This window comes from Algoriella xinjiangensis, from assembly GCF_900115015.1.
Taxonomy (GTDB): Bacteria; Bacteroidota; Bacteroidia; order Flavobacteriales; family Weeksellaceae; genus Empedobacter; species Empedobacter xinjiangensis.
In genome coordinates this window covers 50,292-71,585 of sequence record NZ_FOUZ01000007.1, presented here as the reverse complement: position 1 = coordinate 71,585, position 21,294 = coordinate 50,292, and the positions used below count along the sequence as shown (strand labels likewise).

General features: G+C 31.1%; 16 protein-coding genes. 9 read left to right on the top strand and 7 right to left on the bottom strand.

Translation table 11 applies throughout. The annotated features are described in order from the left end of the window. Entirely contained in the window at positions 1–894 is an 894-nt protein-coding gene (locus tag BM072_RS07925; protein WP_092908126.1) for a cell division protein FtsX, read from the bottom strand. A gap of 106 nt (positions 895–1,000) precedes the next feature. On the opposite strand from BM072_RS07925, the gene rsmA reads away from it, so the two are divergent. The 3 genes from rsmA to BM072_RS07910 are packed head-to-tail and all read left to right on the top strand — an operon-like array spanning position 1,001 to position 3,614. After that, complete coding sequence (rsmA, locus tag BM072_RS07920; protein ID WP_092908125.1) at positions 1,001–1,768, top strand: 16S rRNA (adenine(1518)-N(6)/adenine(1519)-N(6))-dimethyltransferase RsmA; 768 nt, start codon at positions 1,001–1,003, stop codon at positions 1,766–1,768. Positions 1,769–1,771: 3 nt separating this feature from the next. Beyond that, positions 1,772–3,127: a magnesium transporter gene (gene mgtE, locus BM072_RS07915; protein WP_092908124.1), complete on the top strand. Its 1,356-nt coding sequence runs from the start codon at positions 1,772–1,774 to the stop codon at positions 3,125–3,127. 22 nt (positions 3,128–3,149) lie between these two features. Next, a complete protein-coding gene (locus BM072_RS07910; protein WP_420836352.1) occupies positions 3,150–3,614 on the top strand; it encodes a GyrI-like domain-containing protein in 465 nt (154 codons plus the stop codon). 47 nt (positions 3,615–3,661) lie between these two features. Here BM072_RS07910 and BM072_RS07905 read toward each other — a convergent pair whose 3' ends face one another. Next, complete coding sequence (locus BM072_RS07905) at positions 3,662–4,813, bottom strand: sensor histidine kinase (RefSeq protein WP_092908123.1); 1,152 nt, start codon at positions 4,811–4,813, stop codon at positions 3,662–3,664. Between the two features lie 157 nt (positions 4,814–4,970). On the opposite strand from BM072_RS07905, the gene BM072_RS07900 reads away from it, so the two are divergent. Both BM072_RS07900 and odhB read left to right on the top strand, forming a co-directional pair. After that, a complete protein-coding gene (locus tag BM072_RS07900; RefSeq protein ID WP_092908122.1) occupies positions 4,971–7,760 on the top strand; it encodes a 2-oxoglutarate dehydrogenase E1 component in 2,790 nt (929 codons plus the stop codon). A gap of 19 nt (positions 7,761–7,779) precedes the next feature. Next, on the top strand, positions 7,780–9,009 hold the full coding sequence (gene odhB, locus BM072_RS07895) for a 2-oxoglutarate dehydrogenase complex dihydrolipoyllysine-residue succinyltransferase (protein ID WP_177190280.1): 1,230 nt from the start codon (positions 7,780–7,782) through the stop codon (positions 9,007–9,009). A gap of 78 nt (positions 9,010–9,087) precedes the next feature. Here the strand turns inward: odhB and BM072_RS07890 are convergent, their stop codons facing one another. Next, positions 9,088–11,406, bottom strand: a complete 2,319-nt coding sequence (locus tag BM072_RS07890) for an outer membrane beta-barrel family protein (RefSeq protein WP_092908120.1) — start codon at positions 11,404–11,406, stop codon at positions 9,088–9,090. A 140-nt stretch (positions 11,407–11,546) separates the two neighbouring features. Between BM072_RS07890 and BM072_RS07885 the strand changes: the two genes are divergently transcribed. Continuing rightward, complete coding sequence (locus BM072_RS07885) at positions 11,547–13,097, top strand: AraC family transcriptional regulator (RefSeq protein ID WP_143080479.1); 1,551 nt, start codon at positions 11,547–11,549, stop codon at positions 13,095–13,097. Between the two features lie 7 nt (positions 13,098–13,104). Here the strand turns inward: BM072_RS07885 and BM072_RS07880 are convergent, their stop codons facing one another. From BM072_RS07880 to mtaB, 4 genes are all read right to left on the bottom strand, one after another. Beyond that, on the bottom strand, positions 13,105–14,235 hold the full coding sequence (locus BM072_RS07880) for a carboxypeptidase-like regulatory domain-containing protein (protein ID WP_092908118.1): 1,131 nt from the start codon (positions 14,233–14,235) through the stop codon (positions 13,105–13,107). Positions 14,236–14,291: 56 nt separating this feature from the next. Further along, on the bottom strand, positions 14,292–14,885 hold the full coding sequence (locus tag BM072_RS07875) for a porin family protein (protein WP_245752083.1): 594 nt from the start codon (positions 14,883–14,885) through the stop codon (positions 14,292–14,294). A gap of 116 nt (positions 14,886–15,001) precedes the next feature. Further along, the gene (locus BM072_RS07870; protein ID WP_092908117.1) at positions 15,002–15,532 is read right to left on the bottom strand and encodes a DUF4136 domain-containing protein; all 531 of its coding nucleotides are present in this window, start codon (positions 15,530–15,532) and stop codon (positions 15,002–15,004) included. Positions 15,533–15,640: 108 nt separating this feature from the next. Beyond that, a complete protein-coding gene (gene mtaB / locus BM072_RS07865; RefSeq protein ID WP_092908116.1) occupies positions 15,641–16,978 on the bottom strand; it encodes a tRNA (N(6)-L-threonylcarbamoyladenosine(37)-C(2))-methylthiotransferase MtaB in 1,338 nt (445 codons plus the stop codon). A gap of 59 nt (positions 16,979–17,037) precedes the next feature. On the opposite strand from mtaB, the gene BM072_RS07860 reads away from it, so the two are divergent. The 3 genes from BM072_RS07860 to mtgA all read left to right on the top strand — a co-directional run bounded on the left by BM072_RS07860 (position 17,038) and on the right by mtgA (position 21,277). Next, the gene (locus BM072_RS07860; protein WP_092908115.1) at positions 17,038–18,621 is read left to right on the top strand and encodes an ABC transporter substrate-binding protein; all 1,584 of its coding nucleotides are present in this window, start codon (positions 17,038–17,040) and stop codon (positions 18,619–18,621) included. A gap of 233 nt (positions 18,622–18,854) precedes the next feature. Then, a complete protein-coding gene (locus BM072_RS07855) occupies positions 18,855–20,435 on the top strand; it encodes an FMN-binding glutamate synthase family protein (RefSeq protein WP_092908114.1) in 1,581 nt (526 codons plus the stop codon). Between the two features lie 170 nt (positions 20,436–20,605). Beyond that, the gene (mtgA, locus tag BM072_RS07850) at positions 20,606–21,277 is read left to right on the top strand and encodes a monofunctional biosynthetic peptidoglycan transglycosylase (protein ID WP_092908113.1); all 672 of its coding nucleotides are present in this window, start codon (positions 20,606–20,608) and stop codon (positions 21,275–21,277) included. Positions 21,278–21,294: the final 17 nt, after the last annotated feature.

Below are 21,294 nucleotides of genomic sequence, written 5' to 3'. Positions count from 1 at the left end.
TTAGTAAAGTTGATCCGTTTTTAATCTTAAATAACGCCAAGCTGCAAATAAAGTACTAAATACTGCAATTATAACACCAATGCTTAATAAGATAATAATTAGCATTGTATAATTAGGATTCCATAATACCAAGCCAACTTTTGTTGCCAATAAATACCATAAAATACTAAGTCCTACAACAGATATAACTGCTGCAAAAAAGCCTAAAATTGCACCTTCTATCAAGAATGGTTTCATAATAAAACGTCTTCTTGCACCAACCAATTGCATTGTTTTTATGCTAAAACGTTTTGCATAAATTTTAAGTCGAATAGAGTTATTAATTAAAACAACAACTATAACTAGGAAGATAACTGCAAAAATCATAATCCAGAAAGTAATTTTATTGATGCTGTGGTAAATTGTTACCATTGCTTCTTTATCACTTTTTACTTCGTCTACGATTGGATTTTTAGCCAATACCTTATTAATAGAATCAATTTGTTCTACAGATTGTATTAATGCAGGATTTAGCGTGATTTGTACAGATGCAGGAAATATACTTTCTTCAAAGAAATCGCTACCATCAGTTCCTAAATCTTTTTTCGCAATTTTAGCCGCATCTTCTTTGCTGATATACTGTGTAGCCTCAACAAAAGGATATTTTACTTTTAACGAATCGATGTAAGCTTTCTGATTATCAAGCTCTTTATCTTTTAATTTTGGATCTTCAACATCTTTAAAATAAGCTTCAATTTTTAATTCTCTTTTTAGATGTTCTGCGTAACTTTGTGCATTAATGACAATTAAGCCGAAAATACCTAACAGAAATAAAACTAGCGCTATACTAATCACAACAGTGATGTTAGAAGAACGTAGTCTTTTTTTCTCAAATTTATCGTTCGTTTTTGACATTTGGGTTAATTTTGGGGCTAAGATAAAAAAAACTTATTTCGCAGGAAACTTATTCCGATATATATTCTGCGATAAGTTGGTTAAAGAAAACTTAAATTTATAAGATTTGAAAGTAAAAGCTAAAAAACATTTAGGTCAACATTTTTTGAATGATGAAAATATTGCACGTGATATTGCCGAAGGATTGACTTGGGAAGGATACGATCGTGTATTGGAGATTGGCCCAGGAATGGGAGTGTTGACAAAATATATTTTACAAGCTAAGAAAAATATTGAAGTTGTAGAGATCGATACAGAGTCGGTAGAGTATTTAAAAGAAAATTATCAACCCTTTTATCCAGGGTTTAAAATTCATTCAGAAGATTTCTTGAAAATGGATTTTAAATCAAAATTTGATGAGCAAATTGCAATTCTAGGAAATTTTCCGTATAATATATCATCGCAAATCGTATTCAAAGCATTAGAAGATCGCGAAATGGTACCAGAATTATGTGGTATGTTTCAGAAAGAAGTTGCAGAACGCATCGCTTCTAAAAAAGGAACAAAAGATTATGGTATACTTTCTGTATTAACACAGGCTTATTATAAATGCGATTATTTATTTACAGTTCCAGAACACGTATTTACACCACCGCCACGCGTAAAATCGGGCGTTATTTTGATGCGTCGTTACAGAACTGAAATAGAAGGTGTAAGTAAATCAAAGTTTTTTCAGGTTGTAAAAGCCGGATTTGGACAAAGAAGAAAAACGCTTCGTAATTCGTTAAAAGCAATGGGAATTCCAGAAGATTTACAAGATCACGAATTTATGAGCTTGCGCGCAGAACAATTATCTGTCGAAGATTTTATTGAATTAACAAAAAGAATGCAATAGACTATGGAATTGAAAATTACAAAAGATTTTATTGAAATCTTAACGGAAAGAATTAAACAACAAAACGCAAAAGAGGTAAAGGAAATGTTGCAAGACCTGCATCCTGCCGATATTGCCGAATTGTTTGATGAACTTTCGACCAAAGAACAATCTTTTGTAATTGATTTACTCGATAATGAAATTTCTGCTGATATTCTTCTTGAGTTAGAAGAAGATGATCGACGTAATTTCCTTAAAACTTTAACTGCCAAAGAAATTGCCGAAGATGTAATTAATGAAATGGATACCGATGATGCGGTAGACGTTATTAATGAACTTTCGGAAGAAAAGAAAGATGCGGTAATTGCGCAGTTAGAAGACCAAGAACATGCCAAAGAAATTGTAGACCTTTTGCGCTACGACGAAGACACGGCAGGTGGTTTGATGGGAAAAGAGTTGATAAAAGTTTACAAAGATTGGACGGTAATTACAGCCGTAAAACAAATGCGTAAACAGGCAGAAGAATTAGAAGAAGTTTTTTCTATTTATGTAGTTGATGATGATGATAAATTATTAGGAATACTAAGTTTAAAAAGATTGCTAACAACTTCTGCAAACACAAAAGTAGGCGATGTTTACAACGATAAAGTACAATATGTAAAAACATATACAAGTGATTTGGAAGTTGCGAAAGTGATGGAAAAATACGATTTGTACGAAGTTCCTGTTGTAGACGAATTAATGCGTTTGGTTGGTGTAATTACGGTGGATGATGTGCTTGATGTGATTAGAGAAGAAGCCGAAGAAAATTATCAATTAGCTGCCGGTATTACACAAAATGTAGATTCGGATGATAATATTTGGAAACTAACCAAAGCCCGTTTTCCATGGCTTTTGTTGGCTTTGGTTGGGAGTTTTATTGCGGTTAATATTTCGCAAGGTTTTAGTAATGCGATGAATTTGTATCCACAATTATTCTTCTTTACGCCGCTTGTAGCCGCAATGGCAGGTAATGTTGGCGTACAATCTTCTGCGATTATTGTGCAAGGTTTGGCGAATAACAACATATCAGGTTCTATTTGGAAAAGATTAGGAAAAGAAATGATTTTAGCCTTATTAAATAGTACATTATTAGCCTTAATTCTGTTAATAGCGACACATTTTTTAATGAGTACGAGTTACGAAATTTCTTCTACAATTGTTTTGGCATTAGTTATCGTCATGATTTTGGCAAGTTTAATTGGTACTTTTATTCCAATTATGTTAAATAAATATGGTGTAGATCCAGCAATTGCAACAGGTCCATTTATTACGACAAGTAATGATATTTTTGGGTTGTTGATTTATTTTTCTATCGCGAAATTAATTTTAGGATTTTAGATAATAATTCGAAGTGTTTAACATGAATACAAAAGAAATGAAAAGTTTAAAAATAATAGGAATTTCAACTGTAACATCTAATAACGATAATCAAGCAATAGAAGATTTAGGAAAATTGTGGCATCAATTTTTTGGAGAAAATATTCTTCAGAAGATACCAAACACAATCAGTCCAAATATTTATGCAATTTATACCGATTACGAAAGTGATTTTAAAGGAAAATATACAACGATTATTGGATTAGAAGTTTCTTCGTTAGATAATATTCCGGACGGAATGGTTGGTCGTGAGTTTCAGCCACAAACATTCAAACAATATCTTGCAAAAGGTGAACTTCATCAAGCTGTTGGCGAAACGTGGCAACAAATTTGGAACGATGATGCAAATCTTAATCGTACCTATTTATATGATTACGAATTGTACACAGAAAAAGCGCAGAATCCTGCTGATGCCGAAATCGAAATTTATATCGGAATAAAAGATTAAAAAATATAAAAAATGATGTCATCTGAATGACATCATTTTTTTTACAATTATTTCTTCAACAAAATCTTAAACTGAGTTCCAGTTTCTTTGGATGATTTTGCTACAAATATTTTCCCTTTGTGATATTCTTCAATAATACGTTTTGCGAGCGATAATCCTAATCCCCAACCACGTTTTTTAGTTGTAAAACCAGGTTCAAAAATTTTACGTTGTAATTTTGTTGGAATTCCAGAACCGGTATCCGAAACTAAAATTTCGACAAACTTACCTTTTGTGTGAATAGAAATATCTAAAACACCTTTATTTTGCATGGCATCGGTCGCATTTTTCATCAAATTTTCGATAACCCAACTGTATAAAGAAGCATTAAGATTGATGATACATTCATCTACATCTGCGGTAAAATTAACTTCAATTCCTTTCGAAATTCGCTGCGAAATATAAGTAACCGTTTGCTTTGTTGTCGCAATTAAATCATTTTGTTTTAATTCTGAAGTCGAACCAATTTTAGAAAAACGATCGGCAATATGTTTCAAACGATCCACATCTTTTTCTATTTCTATAACAGACATTTGGTCAATATCTTCTAATTTCAACAATTCAACCCAACCCATTAACGACGAAAGTGGCGTACCAATTTGATGTGCCGTTTCTTTTGCCATACCAGCCCATAAATAACTTTTTTCGGTATCGCGCACAGTTTTAAAATACCAATATGCAAACCCAAAAAATAGCAGAATTAATAGGATAATAATTAAAGGATAATATTGCAGTTGATTAAGTAGTTTTGAGTTTTTGAAATAAACGTAATTTTTACCTTCGGGCAAATCAACCTCGATAATTTGATCATCACGTTTCATCGCTAAAACATATTTTTTTAGCTGCGATTCATTATTTGTAATCGATTCATCAATATTTTTGGTATCCGAAATATTTCCTTTATCATCAATCAAAGCAACAGGAATTGTTTTGTTGTCTTCAATTAGTTTAAAAAGAAAGTCTTGCGTTCTCGAGTCTAAAAATTCTGAAGAACTGATTAACTCTAACGATTTCGCATAATTTTCTACTCGTTTATGTTCTTCGCGCTTTAATTCTTGTACAATCTTATTACTAGACCATACGGTTACGACAAAAATGGCAAATATAATAATGAACCCAATCCAGCGTTTATTTAATTTTTTTGTTAGAAAATTTCTCATCTAAATGTAAAATCTTTCTTAAATTTATATCAAATGTAATAATTATTTGATTATAATATATTTTTATGGCGTGATATGATAAATATGATGAAAGTAATTTTTTTTAAAGGTGTAAATAGTTTATTTTTGTAGCTAAATCTCATAGAGAGTAAATTTTATGGATCGTTTTTCGTTTTTAAACGCCGCTCATATAGAGTTCATAGGCGACTTATATGATCAATATGTCCAATATCCGGACAGTATTGAACCAAGTTGGAAAGCTTTTTTCCAAGGATATGATTTTGCGAATGCAACATATGATGGAGAACCATTATTTGCACCAGCACCACAATCAGCTTCAAACAGAGGTAGTCAAGCAGCACAAGCTGTTGTTAACCCAACTGTAGTATCTCAAGTTCCCGAAAATGTACAGAAAGAATTTAAAGTAATCAATTTGATTGATGCTTACCGTACGCGTGGACACTTATTTACTAAGACAAACCCTGTAAGGGAGCGTAGGAAGTTTGAACCTTCGTTAGACATCAAGAACTTCGGTTTGACAGATGCAGATTTAGGTTTAACTTTTAATGCTGGAGAAATATTAGGTATTGGAGGACCAATCACATTACGTGAAATTATTGGTCACCTAGAGAACATGTACTGCGAATCTATCGGAATCGAGTATATGTATGTAAGAGAACCTCAGAAAATTAACTGGATTCAGAATTGGTTAAACCAAAACTTAAATCAGCCAAAATTATCTAAAGAGGAAAAAGAAAGAGTATTAGCAAAGTTGAACGAAGCAACTGCTTTCGAAAACTTTATGCATACTAAATATGTTGGACAAAAGCGTTTTTCTGTAGAAGGAAATGAGTCTTTAATTCCGGCATTAGATACTTTAATCAACAAATCTGCAGAGCATGGAGTTGAAGAAGTTATTGTTGGTATGGCACACCGTGGACGTCTTAACGTTTTGGCTAATATTTTTGGTAAATCATATTCTCAAATCTTTTCTGAGTTTGAAGGAAAAGCTTTTGATTCTGACTTAATGGCTGGTGATGTTAAATATCACATGGGGTCATCAAACAAAATCAAAGCATTAAACGGAAAAGATATCTTAATCAATTTAGCACCAAATCCATCTCACCTAGAAACTGTAGATGCAGTTGTAGAAGGTATTGCACGTGCGAAGGCTGAAGAAGATTATAACGAGGATTATTCTAAAATCATTCCGATTTTAATTCATGGTGATGCTGCTGTAGCAGGACAAGGTATCGTTTACGAAGTTGTTCAGATGGCAGGATTAGATGGATATACAACTGGTGGTACAGTACACGTTGTTGTAAATAACCAAATTGGTTTTACAACAAATTACTTAGACGCACGTACATCTACATATTGTACAGATGTTGCTAAAGTAACTTTATCTCCGGTAATGCACGTAAATTCTGACGATGTAGAAGCTGTTGTACATGCATTCCGTTTTGCCGCAGATTACCGCGCACAATTCGGTTCTGATGTTTTTATTGATTTATTAGGATACCGTAAATATGGTCATAACGAAGGTGATGAACCAAAATTTACACAACCAAAATTATATAATTTAATTGCTAAACACCCAAATCCTCGTGAAATTTACAAGGATAAATTATTAAAAGAAGGTGTTATTGGAGAAGAAATTGTAAAACAAAAAGAGGCTGAGTTTAAAGCTTTATTAGAAGTTAATTTTGAAGCTTCTAAAGAAATTGAACGCAACCATATTTTTCCTTTTATTCCAGAAGAATGGGAAGGATTTACAATTGCTACAGAAGAAAAAGTATTAGCTACGGCAGATACAGCTTATCCAGCAGATAAATTAAAAGAAATTGCAAAAGCTGTATCTACAGTACCAGAAGGTAAAAAATTAATCAAAAAAGTTTCTCGTTTAATAGAAGGACGTGGAAAAATGATTGAGGATGATAAAATCGACTGGGGATTAGGAGAAGCTTTAGCATACGGATCTATTTTAACAGATGGACGTAACGTGCGTTTATCTGGAGAAGATGTAGAGCGTGGTACTTTCTCTCACCGTCATGCAGTTGTAAAAACTGAAGATACAGAAGAAGAAATTATCTTATTAAACCATATTGATGATAACCAAGGTAAATTAAGAATTTACAACTCATTATTATCTGAATATGCAGTTTTAGGTTTTGATTACGGATATGCAATGGCAAATCCAAAAGCATTAACAATTTGGGAAGCTCAATTTGGAGATTTCGTAAATGGTGCTCAAATTGTAATCGACCAATATATTACAGCAGCAGAAGATAAGTGGAAATTACAAAACGGTTTAGTAATGTTATTGCCTCACGGATACGAAGGGCAAGGAGCAGAGCACTCGTCAGCTAAATTAGAGCGTTTCTTACAAATGTGTGCTGGTAACAATATGTTTGTTGCTAACATTACAACTCCTGCAAACTTTTTCCATGCGCTAAGAAGACAAGTTGTAACAGATTACCGTAAGCCATTAATTGTAATGTCTCCAAAATCGTTATTACGTCATCCAGCAGCAGTTTCAAAATTAGAAGATTTCTCTAACGGAGCATTCCAAGAGATTATTGACGATGTAACTGTAGATGCGAAACAAGTTAAAAAAGTAGTTTTCTGTTCAGGAAAAATTTATTACGAATTAGACAAAAAACGTCAAGAATTAGGTGATAAAGAAACTGCTATCGTTCGTTTAGAGCAATTATATCCTTTAAACGAAGAAAAAGTTGATGCAATTATCTCTCAATATGGTAATGCAGAATTAGTTTGGGCACAAGAAGAGCCAGAAAATATGGGAGCATGGTCATATATCTTACGCAAATTAAGAAAATATCCATTCGACGTAATTTCTCCAGCAGAAAGTGCTGCAACAGCGCCAGGTTCTAGTAAACGTTGGGCTGCTATTTTTGAAGAGGTGATTAATAAAGTATTTAAATAAAAAAATAAAGCTAATAGATATGTTAGAAATGAAAGTCCCATCACCAGGGGAATCAATCACAGAAGTAGAGATTGCTACGTGGTTAGTTAAAGATGGTGATTACGTAGAAAAAGATCAAGCTATTGCTGAAGTTGATTCTGATAAAGCAACATTAGAATTACCAGCAGAAGAAAGTGGAATTATCACTTTAAAAGCTGAAGAAGGTGATGTTGTAGAAGTAGGACAAGTTGTTTGTCTTATTGATACATCAGCAGCAAAACCAGAAGGTGGAGCTGCTGCTGAGGCACCAAAAGCTGAGGTAAAAGAAGAACCTAAAAAAGAAGAAGCACCTAAAGCTGCGCCAGCTCCTGCTGCACCAGCCGCTACTTACGCTACAGGTACTCCATCTCCAACTGCTAAAAAAGTTTTAGATGAAAAAGGTATTGATGCTTCTCAAGTAAAAGGATCAGGACGCGACGGACGCATTACACAAGAAGATGCAGTACGTTTTACTCCAGCAATGGGTACGGCTCCAGTTTCTGGAAATCGTGCACAATCTGAGAAAAAAATGTCAGTATTACGTCGTAAAATTGCACAACGTTTAGTTTCTGTTAAAAATGAAACTGCAATGTTAACTACTTTTAATGAAGTTGACATGTCTGCAATCTTTGCATTACGTAATCAATATAAAGACGAATTTAAAGCTAAACATGGTGTTGGATTAGGATTTATGTCTTTCTTTACAAAAGCGGTTACACGCGGATTAGAGTTATACCCAGACGTAAACTCTATGATTGATGGAGATTACCAAGTAAAATTTGATTTCCAAGATATTTCTGTTGCTGTATCAGGACCAAAAGGTTTAATGGTACCAGTAGTTCGTAATGCAGAAAACTTAACTTTCCGTGGTGTTGAGCAATCTATCAAAGATTTAGCAATCAAAGTACGTGACGGTAAAATTTCTGTTGACGAAATGACAGGAGGTACATTTACAATCACAAATGGTGGTGTATTTGGATCTATGATGTCTACGCCAATCATCAACCCACCACAATCAGGTATCTTAGGAATGCACAATATCGTTGAGCGTCCAGTTGTTAAAAACGGACAAATTGTTATTGCTCCAATGATGTACATTGCATTATCTTACGATCACCGTGTTATTGACGGACGCGAATCTGTAGGATTCTTAGTTGCGGTTAAAGAAGCAATTGAAGATCCATTAAATTTATTAATGGGAGGTGATGCTAAAAAAGCTTTAGAATTATAATACAATACAATTCTAACAAATCCATAAATATAAAAGCCACTCGTTTTGAGTGGCTTTTTTTATTGTTTGTGTTGAGGTTTATTTGATTCTATTTTCATCCTCATTCACTTTATTTTCTTTGTAATTTGATGTAGATATTTTACCAAAATTATACTTTAAACTGATAGAAAATTCAGGACTATCAACAAAAAATACATTTTTAGAACTAATTTTTCCATAAGCTAAAACCTCTCTAAATTCTAATTGTTTAAAAAGATCATTGTAATTTAAAGTCAAATCAAAATCTTTTATTTTTTTTGTTAATCCAAGATTTGCAATTATTTGAGCGTTTCGTTCATAAATTCCTTCTGTTCGTTTTGTTAGCCAATATCCATTTATTATAAAATTAAAATCCTTTGCAATTTTGAAGGTATTATTGCTGTAAAAATACAAATACGGAGTAGATTTTCTAAGTATAGCCGTGCTGTCTTGCGTTTTATTATAATTGACAGAAAAACTATTTTGAGATGACCATATTTCCCATTCAAAAGGAACATCTAAACCAACCGAATAACCACTCTCTTTTTCAAAGTTAACAGCTGTAAAAGTAGAAATATCACGCTTGTCATCATAAACTAATGTATATCCCATCGGGTTTTTACTTTGATAAAATGATGCATTTATTGCCCATTTATTTAAGGCAATATTTCCAGTTACAGTATTGGTATATGTTGGTAAAATATTAAAATTTCCACCATATTCTACGTAGGGACTTCCGTACAGATTTCCCGAAGAAATAGAACCATAATCTGGACGATCAATTGTACGATTGTAAGACAAAGAAAACACTTTTTTATCGTCTATTTGATAACTTATTTGCGCATTCGGAAACCAATCTACATAGTTTTTATTAATGTCTTTTTGTGCTAAAATTTCATTAAAACCATCAGAATTTGTTGTTTCAAGACGTAAACCTACTTTATAATTGATTTTTTTAATCTCGCTTGAAAACTGAGAATATAACGCTGTGTTTAATTCATCAAATTTATATTTCAGAAATTGTGTTGGCGTAGCAATTGCAAATTCTGTTTTATTATTGGTTTTTGCAGCAGCTTTTGTAAAACTTCCACCCAATTCTATCTTGGTTTTTTCATCAAAAGTTTTCTCAAAATCTAATCGACCTGCATAAGCGTTAATTTGATATTTTTGATTCCGAGTTTGATTATATTCAAAACCAGTATCGTTAATGTTATTTGAAAAGATATAATTAGTCGATTTACTAAAATTTGTAAACTGAAATCCAGTTAAAAGTGTTGCATTTATTGATTTAATAACTTTGTTGTAATTAAAAAGAGAATTGGTGTAATTTCGCTGATTATCATTTTTGTTAAGCGTTAAAATGTGCTCATTTTTATTGTCATCGCTGTAATTTGTATTTGTGTCAATTAAGCCTTTATCATTTTTGAAATTTCCGTTTAAACTTAATGTCAAATAATCTCCATCTGTGTTTAATTCTTGAAAAAAACTTGTTCCTAAAATAAAATTTGGTTGCTTAGTTTGTGATTTTATAATATAGTTTGATTGGATGTTTTTTTCAGATACCAAATAATCAAAACCATTACTTTCCCAAGCTTGTCTTGTATTATAAGCCGCATTAATCTTAAATTCGCTTTTGTTTTTTCGAAATTGAAAGTTTGAATTAAAATAATTATTAAACTTCTTTTTAAAAGATAATGTTTCTTGTAAATTCACTTTAAAACCATCTTTTTTAATGTTTTTTAAAGTAATTTTAATAACAGATTTTCCTTCAGCTTCATATTGCGCAGTTGGATTTTTGATGATTTCTATGGATTTTATATCATCAACAGAAAGCGTATTAATTGCGTTAAAATCAACTTTTTGATTCCCAATATAAAGCAAAGGATTTCCTTTTCCGATAATTGTAAGCGATTCTCTGTCTGCACCGAGCATAACCGAAGGTAATTTTGAAAATAAATCTGTCGGATTTGTACTTTTATTGAAGATAGAATTTGCAACATCGATCGTTAAATTACCATTTTCCATCTTAAACGTTTTCTTTTTTGCATTGATTAAAACTTCATCAATCGCAATCGGATTTTCATGAATTGTATAGGTTATATTTTTATTTTCGTCCAATAAAAATAATGGTATTTCTTCCGTAGAATCTGTTGTAATAACGGTTAAATAATATTTTTGTGCAGGCAAATTAATAAATTCAAAAGTAGAGTTTTCGGAAATTTGACTGTTTATTAAATTACGTTTTTCATCATAAAGATAAATTTCTGAAAGGTTTATTGGTTGATTTTCTTGATTGACAAGTTTGCCATTTAGCGAATATAAATTTTGCGCAAAAAGAATAGAACCAAATAAGAGGAAAATAAGTTGTAGAAACTTCATAATAAAAAGGTGTATTTGTTTGTTTTATATTGAGTTGAATAAATAAAGCGTTTTGATTATACAATTTTAATTGATATTTTTAAACCATAATTTATTTGTTCGTAAGGAATGATCATTATTCACGATAATTATTTAAACTGTTGAAAATTAATTATTTGTATTTTAAAAATTCGGTAAATGATTTTACAAAAATCATTTTTATACTTCTTTTTATAAGTTTAACGACTATTGTAAAAGGACAGAATGAGTTAAAAAAGATAGATTCTTTATTAAATAACCGAAGCGAAACTTATCAGGAAAATCTTAGAAATATAGATTCGGCAATTGTATTGGCGTATCAATTAGAGGATAAGAAAATTTTGACAGATGCTTATATTTCGAAAGCTGTATATATTTATGAACAACGTAATTATAATGAAGCTTTAAAAAATTATAAAACGGCTAATGATTTGTCTTTAAGTGTAAAAGATGATTATTTGTATTATACTACTTTATTTGGAATTGCTACGACAAAAGCACAATTAAACGAAACAAAAGAAGCAATTTCTATTTTTGAAAGGTGTTTAACTTATTTTAATCAGAATAAAGAAGACAGTAAACATTTCAAAAAATATTTGAATACGCTTGGGCAATTATCGTATTTGAATATTAAAGCAAATAATCTAGAAAAAAGTGTGTTTTACAATGATTTAGAGTTAAAAAATACCGTTGATACACTAAATTATCATTACGCAATTAAGAATAAAGGAATAATTAATTTTTATAAAAAAGATTATAAAAGTGCCTTTTCTGAATTAAAAGAATCACAAAAAGTATTTCTGAAACAGCAAGATTTTACGTGGTATATAATTACCGAACAATATTTGGGCGAGATTTTGTACAAAGAAAATAGAGTTGATGAAGCAATTAATTATTTTAGAAATGTTGTGAAACTGTCTAAACAAAAGAAAATTGTGAATGATGAATTACGTTTGTCTTACGAAAGGTTAATTGCTTATAATGAGTTGAAAGGAAATAAAAATGAACAAATTTTAGCGATTAATGATTTGTTGTCGTTTGATAGTTTGTATTATGCAACAGATAATTTGATTGCAAAACCAAATCTAGAAAAATACGAGAATACAAAGTTAAAATTTGAACGAAATAACTTAGAAAAATCAAATAATAGACTAAAATATTCGGTGATAGGTTTTATTGTATTAGTGGTTTTATGCAGTTTTTGTGTTTATTATTTTTATCAGAAAAAGCATAAAAACAGGATAAATAAATTATTAGGAGATATAACAAAGTTAAAAGGAAGTACTTTATCTCTGAGAGCAAAATCGGTAAAAAAGGAAAAAGGAAAAAGCATTTTCGACGATAGGTTAGAGGCAAGTTTATCTACATTTGAGGCGTGTCAATTATACTTAAATCCGACATTTACGTTGAATGATTTGGTGAAAGAATTAAAATCAAATCGAACAATTGTTTCAAATTATATAAATTCTTCAAGAAATAAAAACTTCAACCAATATATCAATGAATTGAGAATTAATTATGCTGTAAATCGCTTAATGAACGAGCCTACGCTTAAAAAATATACAATTGATGCGTTGGCAGAAGAAGTTGGTTTTAACTCTCGAAAAACGTTTTCGGATGCATTTTTAGAGCATACAGGTTGTAGACCATCACGATTTATTCGAAATTTATAAGAACTTTTTACTCTATTTTATAATCAATCGGAACCATATTCGCAATTTTTTCCCAGCTCCAATAACCTTCAACAATCAAATGTGCGGGATGATAATACGTACCATTTTCTTCAATCTTTAACAAATCACTTTTTATAGCAAAAATTGATAATTGATTAGATGTATAGTTGGATCCATTTTGTTTAGAATAAATAATATCTTCTTTTTCTTTTTTATATTCGACAGAATACAAACCTTTAAAATTTAGAAATTGATTCTTGCCATCAACTATTTTTAAACTATCGTACGGTACTTTTTGATTCACTAAATAAGTAATTATTTTAGGTGGAACTTTCCCAGAAATTTGTCCACCGATTAACATTTCATCTTTAAATTTTTGATACGCAGGATTCGTTTTTCGAATAAGACGTTTTACATCATAACCTTCTTCGTCTAATTTTTTATCAAAAATAGCTTTCATAAAATGTGTTACACTTCCTAAATAAGACGATTTTCTATTTTCCTTCCATTTTTTGGTTTTAGCATTATTTGCATCAAGTTTTGTAAACAAAGCTGTGCCTAATGTTAATACATAATTTGTTTGATAATTGACATTAAAATCAACCAAATCATATTCTATTTTATAGCCCAAATAATTGTTTGTAATGATTAATGGATTTCGTGATGAAGCGGTTAAAATTCTAGAATTTTTATCGTAATGAAAACGTAAATCTTTAGAGTTTTCAATTTTACATTTGGTTGCGGCTTCATTATTTCCCAAGAATAATTTAAGAAACATTTCGTAATAATATTTCCAATCATCTTTAGACATTGCTTGCACAACGGTTTCTTGTAAAGCAATTATTTCTGAATCTAAAACAATTTTATATATCTTTTTATCATTTGTATTGATTGATAAAATGAAATTCTCAAAATTATTTGCTTTTGCAATTAGATTATATTGTCCACTTGGAAGACTTACTTCAAATACACCTTCTTGATTAGTAGTCGTTTTAATTGTAGAACCATCTACATAAATAGTAGCATTAACAATAGGTTTCGAAAACTCGTCTAAAACAGAACCCTTAATGATATTCTGAGCAAAAATAACCGAACAGAAAGTAGTAAGTAGAATCGACAAAAAAGTTTTGAAAATCATGCAAATGTATTTTCAGTTAAGATAATAAAAAAACCGCTAAAAAGCGGTTTCATATATTATTTAAAGAAATAGGTAACTCCTAATGATAGTAATGATGTTCTGTTAGTTTTATTATCCCATTTTACATAATCGTATGTGTCAATTAAGCCATATTGATATCTTAAATTAATTTCAAATTTACGATCTATAGAATAACCTCCACCAATATTAAAAGCTAAATCAAAAGATTTAGGAATATTATTTTCTATTTCTGGTTCTCCTTCATCAAATTTTTCTGAAACTTTAAAACCAAGTTGTGGTCCAGCTTCTAAAAAGAAATCTTTCCCTTGATCATCAAAGTAATACTTATACATGATAGGAATATTAATATAATTTAAAAAGGCTTTGTATTTATGTCCATTTTCTTTTGGTAAAGAATATTCTCCTTGGTTTGTGTATAAAACTTCGGCTTGTATATAATGATTTTCATTTCTAGTTGTTAATGGATATTTAGCAACTGCACCTGCTAAAAAACCGATACGTTCTTTCGAAACACCATGTACAATAGTTGTATTACTTATTCCTACGCCTCCTTTTACACCAAATTCTAATTGGGCAAAAGACAATGTAGATAATCCTAAAAAGATTAGACTAAAAATGTTGGTTTTCATATTTTTCATAAGTTGTTGTATTTTCTTTAACAAAATTAAAGATTTTTTTAATACAAATTTCATTCCGTAAAAAAAGCCCTTCAATCTGAAGAGCTTTTATATAATTATTATGTTATTTATTTTTTTGGTTGCGGTGGAAATTTAGCTAAAATTTCTTCCACTGCTTTTGGTATTCTTTCAGCTTTTGCGCTAATATTACTCAAATTAAGATCAGCACCAACGCCTTGCCAAACTAATACATTCTTTTTATCATCAATTATATCAATAACAATTGTACCAGCTTGATATTGCGAAACATTTGTTCCGCCATAATATCCACCGTAATAACCGTAAGGTCCGTAACCCCAATTATTATTAGATACCGATATTTTTTCTTTTGTGCTTGTTAATACATTGACAACTAAATCTGCATCAGAAGAAACTTTTGTAAATCCTTTTGCAGCCATTTGTGTATCAATTGCAGTTAGCAAACGTCTTTTATCTAAATCATTCACTTTTAATTTATCCAAACCTTTTTCGTGGTATGAATATGTTTTATAAGTTGAAAAATTAGCTGATCTATCATAATCTGTGCTTACTTGTACTGTACTACAGCTTGTTACAAATAAGGACAGTAAAACTATAAAAGCAAAATGTACGATTTTCATGACTATTAATTTTTTTATTAAATCTACAAAAATTATTCCTAAATGTAAAGTTAGTACAAAAAAAAGAAGCCCAATTATGTTGGGCTTCTTTTAACTATTATTTACAAATTATTTTGCTAATTCTAATTCGTTTATTTTAACTTCAACTATTCCGTTATGATTGATTCTAACCAAATCAACTAAATGTGTTTGATTGACAAATTCTGCATTAAATTCGGTTTGAACTTTTACATAATTTTCTGTAAAACCAAACATTTTTCCATCCTTATTATCATGTTCCCACAATACTTTTTGCGTAGAACCTAATTGAGATTGATAAAATGCTTGACGTTTTTTCTCAGATAAAATACGCAACATTTTATTTCTACGTTTACGTTCGCCTTGGTCTACAACACCTTCAAAATCGATAGCTTCTGTATTATCACGTTCCGAATAAGTAAAAACGTGTAAATAACTAATTGGTAATTCGTTGATAAAATTATATGTTTCCATAAACAATTCTTCTGTTTCTCCAGGAAAACCAACAATTACATCAACACCAATACAAGCGTGTGGCATTACTTCGCGAATTTTTGAAACACGATCTAAATAAAGATTAGATAAATAACGACGTTTCATTTTCTTCAAAATTTCATCGTTACCAGATTGTAATGGAATATGAAAATGTGGAACAAATCGATTACTTTTCGAAACAAAATCTATTGTTTCATTCTTCAATAAATTTGGCTCAATTGACGAAATACGAATACGTTCTATTGCTTCAACTTGATCCAATTCTTGTACTAATTCAAAAAAAGTATGTTCGTGTTTTTTATTTCCGAATTCACCTTTTCCATAATCACCAATATTTACACCAGTCAAAACAATTTCTTTAATTCCTCTTTCTGCAATTTCGTTTGCATTTTTTATCACATTTTCTACTGTGTCCGAACGCGAAATTCCGCGTGCCAAAGGAATTGTACAATATGTACATTTGTAATCGCAACCATCTTGCACTTTAAGAAAAGCACGCGTACGATCGCCAATTGAGTAAGAACCAACGTAAAAATCAGCTTCTTCAATTTCACAAGAATGTACAATTGTTTCTTCTTTTTTATTTAAATCGTCTAAGTATTCTGCAATATTAAATTTTTCTGCAGCACCCAAAACTAAATCTACTCCTTCCATTTCCGCAATTTCTTGCGGTTTCAATTGCGCATAACAACCAACTATCACCACAAATCCTTCTGGATTTGCTTTCATGGCATTTTTTACAATTGTTCTACATTCTTTGTCTGCATTAGCAGTTACCGAACATGTGTTGATAACATATACATTTGCAGGATCCGTAAACTCAACCTTCTGATAACCACTATCTTTTAGATTTCTTGCAATCGTCGAGGTTTCAGAAAAATTAAGTTTGCATCCTAAAGTATGAAATGCAACTGTTTTAGTTTGATTATTCATAGCTGCAAATTTAAGAAATTATCCATAGTTTTGAAACATAAAAAAATCAGCTTTTCATCATGACTAAATACTTTATTTACATCCTCTTAATGTTTACCGCTTTTTCGTGTTCTAAGAAAATCGAAATTGATGAGAAAAAAGTATTTAAATTAAATCGTTACGATAATATTTCGTCGCTCGATCCTATCAATGCGCGTACGCAAGCCAATAGTTGGGCTTGTAATTTGATTTACAATAGTTTAGTTAAAATTGATAATCAATTAGAAATTCAACCAGATTTAGCCAAATCATGGGAAATTTCGGAAGATGGAAAAACATATTCTTTTACACTTCGCAATGATATTTACTTTCACAAACATCCAATTTTCGGAAAAGATTCTACGCGACTTGTCAATGCAAATGATTTTGTTTTTAGTTTTGATCGATTAAAAGATCCAAAAGCTGGAGGTTCTGGCGGATGGATTATGAATAATATAGATTCGTATAAAGCTGTAAATGATACAATTTTTGAGATAAAATTAAAAGAAGCTTTTCCTCCATTTCTTGGATTAGTATCGATGAAATATGCTTCGGTTGTACCAAAAGAATTATTTAAAAACGGAAATAAAGAATTTCTAAATCATCCAATCGGAACTGGACCTTTTCAGTTTAAAATTTGGGAGGACAATGTAAAAATGGTTTTCAGAAAAAATCCGTTGTATTTTGAATATGACGAAAAAGGACAACGTTTACCATATTTAGAAGCTGTTAATTTGACTTTTTTACCCGAAAAAAATTCAGAATTTTTAGAATTAATTAAAGGAAATCTTGATATGATGGCAGATTTAGATCCATCGTACAAAGACGAAATTCTAAATCCAATTGGAGATCTTAATCCAAAATATGCAGATCGTTTAATCATTCAGAAAGTTCCATATCTAAGTACAGTTTATTTATGTTTTTACCTTGATGCACCAAATGCAATAGATTTAAAATTGCGTCAAGCGTTAAATTATGGCATTAATAAAGACAAAATTATCAAGTATATGATGAAAGGACAAGCTTTTCCTGCGGATGGCGGATTTATTCCGAAAGGCTTACCAGGTTATTCAGCTAAAAGTGGTTATCCATTTAATCCCGAAAAAGCACGCGAGTTAATCAATAGCTATAAAAAAGCTAAAGGAAAAATTGAACCGATTGAATTGACAACTGTGCAAGAATATGTAGATATTTGCGAATATATTGCAGCAGAAATGGCAAAACTTGGTTTGCCAATACAGGTAAATGTTGTGCCTGGACCAACTATGCGCGATGGTAAAGCGACTGGTAAATTTACATTATTTAGAGCCAATTGGGGTGCAGATTATCCGGATGCCGAAAACTTTTTGTCTTTATATTATAGTAAAAACTTTGCGCCAGAAGGTCCAAATTACTCACATTTCAAAAATGTAGTGTTTGATCAGTTGTACGAAAAATCATTTTTAATCAATAATCCTGACGAACGAGCAGCTACTTATCAACAAATGGATGAGATAATGATGCAGACTGCACCAATTTTACCTTTATTTTATGATCAAACAACGTTATTTTTGAATAAAAATGTAAAGAATTTTTCGATGGGACCAATCAAATTATTGGATTTGACGAGAGTTTATAAAGAATGATTCGTTTAAAGTTCTCGTTAAAATGTTGAGCATCTTTTAAAGAAAATCGTGTTAAATTTCATTTTATTTCACGACATTAGATAATTGTTATTTAATCTAAAATCGATCTATTTCTCTAACGTTTGAAATCAAGATATTAAAAGAAATTATTTTCAAAATTAAAGGCTTAAACCAAGTTTTTTTAGATATATTTGAAACCAAATTTTTAATCAAAATCATTTAAATTTTTACTCATGAAAGTAAGACAACTTTTCGTAGTAGGATCTATTATTACCCTTATTGCAATAGGTGTAATTGCTTATTATTGGCCAGGCATTTTATGGTCGTTAATCATAGTTCTTCCTGTAATTGGATTAGGTATTGCGGATATGACGCAAACAAAACATGCAATTAGAAGAAATTTTCCTGTTGTAGGGCATGGACGTTATTTGTTAGAAAGCATTCGTCCAGAAATTATGCAGTATTTCGTAGAAACGGATACTGAAGGTAAACCTATTGATCGTTTGATGCGTAGTATGGTGTATCGTCGTGCAAAAAATGTAATCGACACTGTTCCATTTGGTACACAATTGGACGTTTATCAACCAGGTTACGAATGGTTGAATCACTCTATGTATGCAGGAAAAATCAAACATGCTGATGATCCTCGTGTAAAAGTTGGTGGTAGCGAATGTAAACAACCTTATTTAGCAAGTTTATTAAATATTTCTGCAATGTCATTTGGTTCTTTAAGTGAAAATGCAGTTTTAGCAATGAACAAAGGTGCTAAAATGGGGAACTTTGCACACAATACGGGTGAAGGAGGAATTTCTCCTTATCACTTAGAGCCAGGTGGAGATTTAATTTGGCAAATTGGTACAGGTTATTTTGGATGTCGTGCTGCCGATGGTGGTTTTGATCCAGATAAATATGTAGAACGTGCAAGTTTACCAAATGTAAAAATGATTGAATTAAAAATTTCTCAAGGTGCAAAACCAGGTCACGGAGGAATTTTGCCAGCAAATAAAAATACACCAGAAATTGCAGCAATTCGTGCTGTAGAACCATATACAACTGTAGATTCGCCTCCATCTCACTCAGCTTTTTCTGATGCAGAGGGTATGTTACATTTTATTAAGCGATTAAGAGAATTATCAGGAGGAAAACCAGTTGGTTTTAAATTATGTATCGGTATCAAGCGTGAGTTTATAGAGATATGTGAAGCAATGATAAAAACGGGGATCAAACCAGATTATATCGCAATTGATGGTGGTGAAGGAGGAACAGGAGCAGCTCCTGTAGAATTTTCGAACTCATTAGGAATGCCTTTATTAGATGGTTTAGCATTTGCTGTTGACACATTACGTGGTTATAATCTAAAAAAAGATATTCGTGTTGTGGCTTCAGGTAAAATTATTTCATCTTTCCATATTGCGCGTTCTATGGCAATTGGTGCAGATTTAGTTTATTCTGCTCGTGCTATGATGATGGCTGTTGGTTGTATTCAAGCTTTACAGTGTAACACAAATACGTGTCCGGTTGGTGTGGCAACACAAGATCGTGATTTGATGAAAGGTTTAGATGTACAAGATAAATCTGTTCGTATGTATAATTTCCACAAGAAAACAATGCATATTTTATCTGAATTAATTTCTGCTACGGGTGTAAAATCTCACCGTGATTTTAACCGTGCGCACGTTAATTTACGTATCGATAATACAAAAGTTATGGCTTACGATCAATTATATCCTATCGTAGAAGAAGGTAGCTATATTGGTAAAACAGCAGAACAAGTTTTGGTTGAAGTAAGAGAAAGAGCTTTATTGAGAAACTAATTTTTAATAAAAATAATATACATTAAAAGCAGCCAATTGGCTGCTTTTTTTATGAAATAATTTAAGCGGAATAAATAATTTTATTACATTTAAGAATCTAAAAACACTTCATTTTTTATTTTAAGAATTCAGATTTTCCGCTAACTTTGCTTTCAATTTAAGATCAAATAATGTTTAAATTTATTCGTAAAGTAATTCTTTATCTTTTTGTAGCACATCTATTATATATAGTTGTTTTAAAATGGATTAATCCACCTTTTACAATTACACAAGTTCAACAAATGGTCGAACAAGGTAAATTTAACCGAGATTATATTTCGTATAACGAAATGGGACGAAATATAAAATTGGCTGTAATTGGTTCCGAAGATCAAAAATTCCCGGTTCACAATGGTTTTGATATAGATGGAATACAAGAAGCAATTGAGAAAAATAAGGAAGGAAAAAAATTGCGTGGAGGTTCTACAATTTCTCAACAAGTAGCTAAAAATGTCTTTTTATGGCAAGGTCGCTCTTGGCTAAGAAAAGGTTTAGAAGTCTATTTTACATTTATGATTGAAAAAATTTGGGGAAAACAACGCATTTTAGAAATGTATTTAAATACATCTGAAATGGGAATTGGTGTTTTTGGAGTAGAAGCAGCTTCCGAATATTATTTTAATAAACCAGCAAAAGATTTAACGAAGAACGAAGCGGCTCGTATTGCGGCGGCTTTGCCACTTCCTCGAAAATATAATGTAAATCCACCTTCACCTTTTATCAGTAAACGCGCGAGTCATATCGAAAGACAAATGCGAAATATACAAGGTAGTGCAGATTTAGAAAAAGTAATTGGAGAATAAAATAGAAAAGAGAAGCT

What these genes read in the sequence shown, in the direction of transcription:
- BM072_RS07925 (WP_092908126.1), bottom strand. Translation starts at nt 894, where the DNA reads ATGTCAAAAACGAACGATAAATTTGAGAAAAAAAGACTACGTTCTTCT.
- mgtE (WP_092908124.1), top strand. Translation starts at nt 1,772, where the DNA reads ATGGAATTGAAAATTACAAAAGATTTTATTGAAATCTTAACGGAAAGA.
- BM072_RS07910 (WP_420836352.1), top strand. Translation starts at nt 3,150, where the DNA reads ATGAATACAAAAGAAATGAAAAGTTTAAAAATAATAGGAATTTCAACT.
- BM072_RS07905 (WP_092908123.1), bottom strand. Translation starts at nt 4,813, where the DNA reads ATGAGAAATTTTCTAACAAAAAAATTAAATAAACGCTGGATTGGGTTC.
- BM072_RS07900 (WP_092908122.1), top strand. Translation starts at nt 4,971, where the DNA reads ATGGATCGTTTTTCGTTTTTAAACGCCGCTCATATAGAGTTCATAGGC.
- odhB (WP_177190280.1), top strand. Translation starts at nt 7,780, where the DNA reads ATGTTAGAAATGAAAGTCCCATCACCAGGGGAATCAATCACAGAAGTA.
- BM072_RS07890 (WP_092908120.1), bottom strand. Translation starts at nt 11,406, where the DNA reads ATGAAGTTTCTACAACTTATTTTCCTCTTATTTGGTTCTATTCTTTTT.
- BM072_RS07880 (WP_092908118.1), bottom strand. Translation starts at nt 14,235, where the DNA reads ATGATTTTCAAAACTTTTTTGTCGATTCTACTTACTACTTTCTGTTCG.
- BM072_RS07875 (WP_245752083.1), bottom strand. Translation starts at nt 14,885, where the DNA reads ATGAAAACCAACATTTTTAGTCTAATCTTTTTAGGATTATCTACATTG.
- BM072_RS07870 (WP_092908117.1), bottom strand. Translation starts at nt 15,532, where the DNA reads ATGAAAATCGTACATTTTGCTTTTATAGTTTTACTGTCCTTATTTGTA.
- mtaB (WP_092908116.1), bottom strand. Translation starts at nt 16,978, where the DNA reads ATGAATAATCAAACTAAAACAGTTGCATTTCATACTTTAGGATGCAAA.
- BM072_RS07860 (WP_092908115.1), top strand. Translation starts at nt 17,038, where the DNA reads ATGACTAAATACTTTATTTACATCCTCTTAATGTTTACCGCTTTTTCG.
- BM072_RS07855 (WP_092908114.1), top strand. Translation starts at nt 18,855, where the DNA reads ATGAAAGTAAGACAACTTTTCGTAGTAGGATCTATTATTACCCTTATT.
- mtgA (WP_092908113.1), top strand. Translation starts at nt 20,606, where the DNA reads ATGTTTAAATTTATTCGTAAAGTAATTCTTTATCTTTTTGTAGCACAT.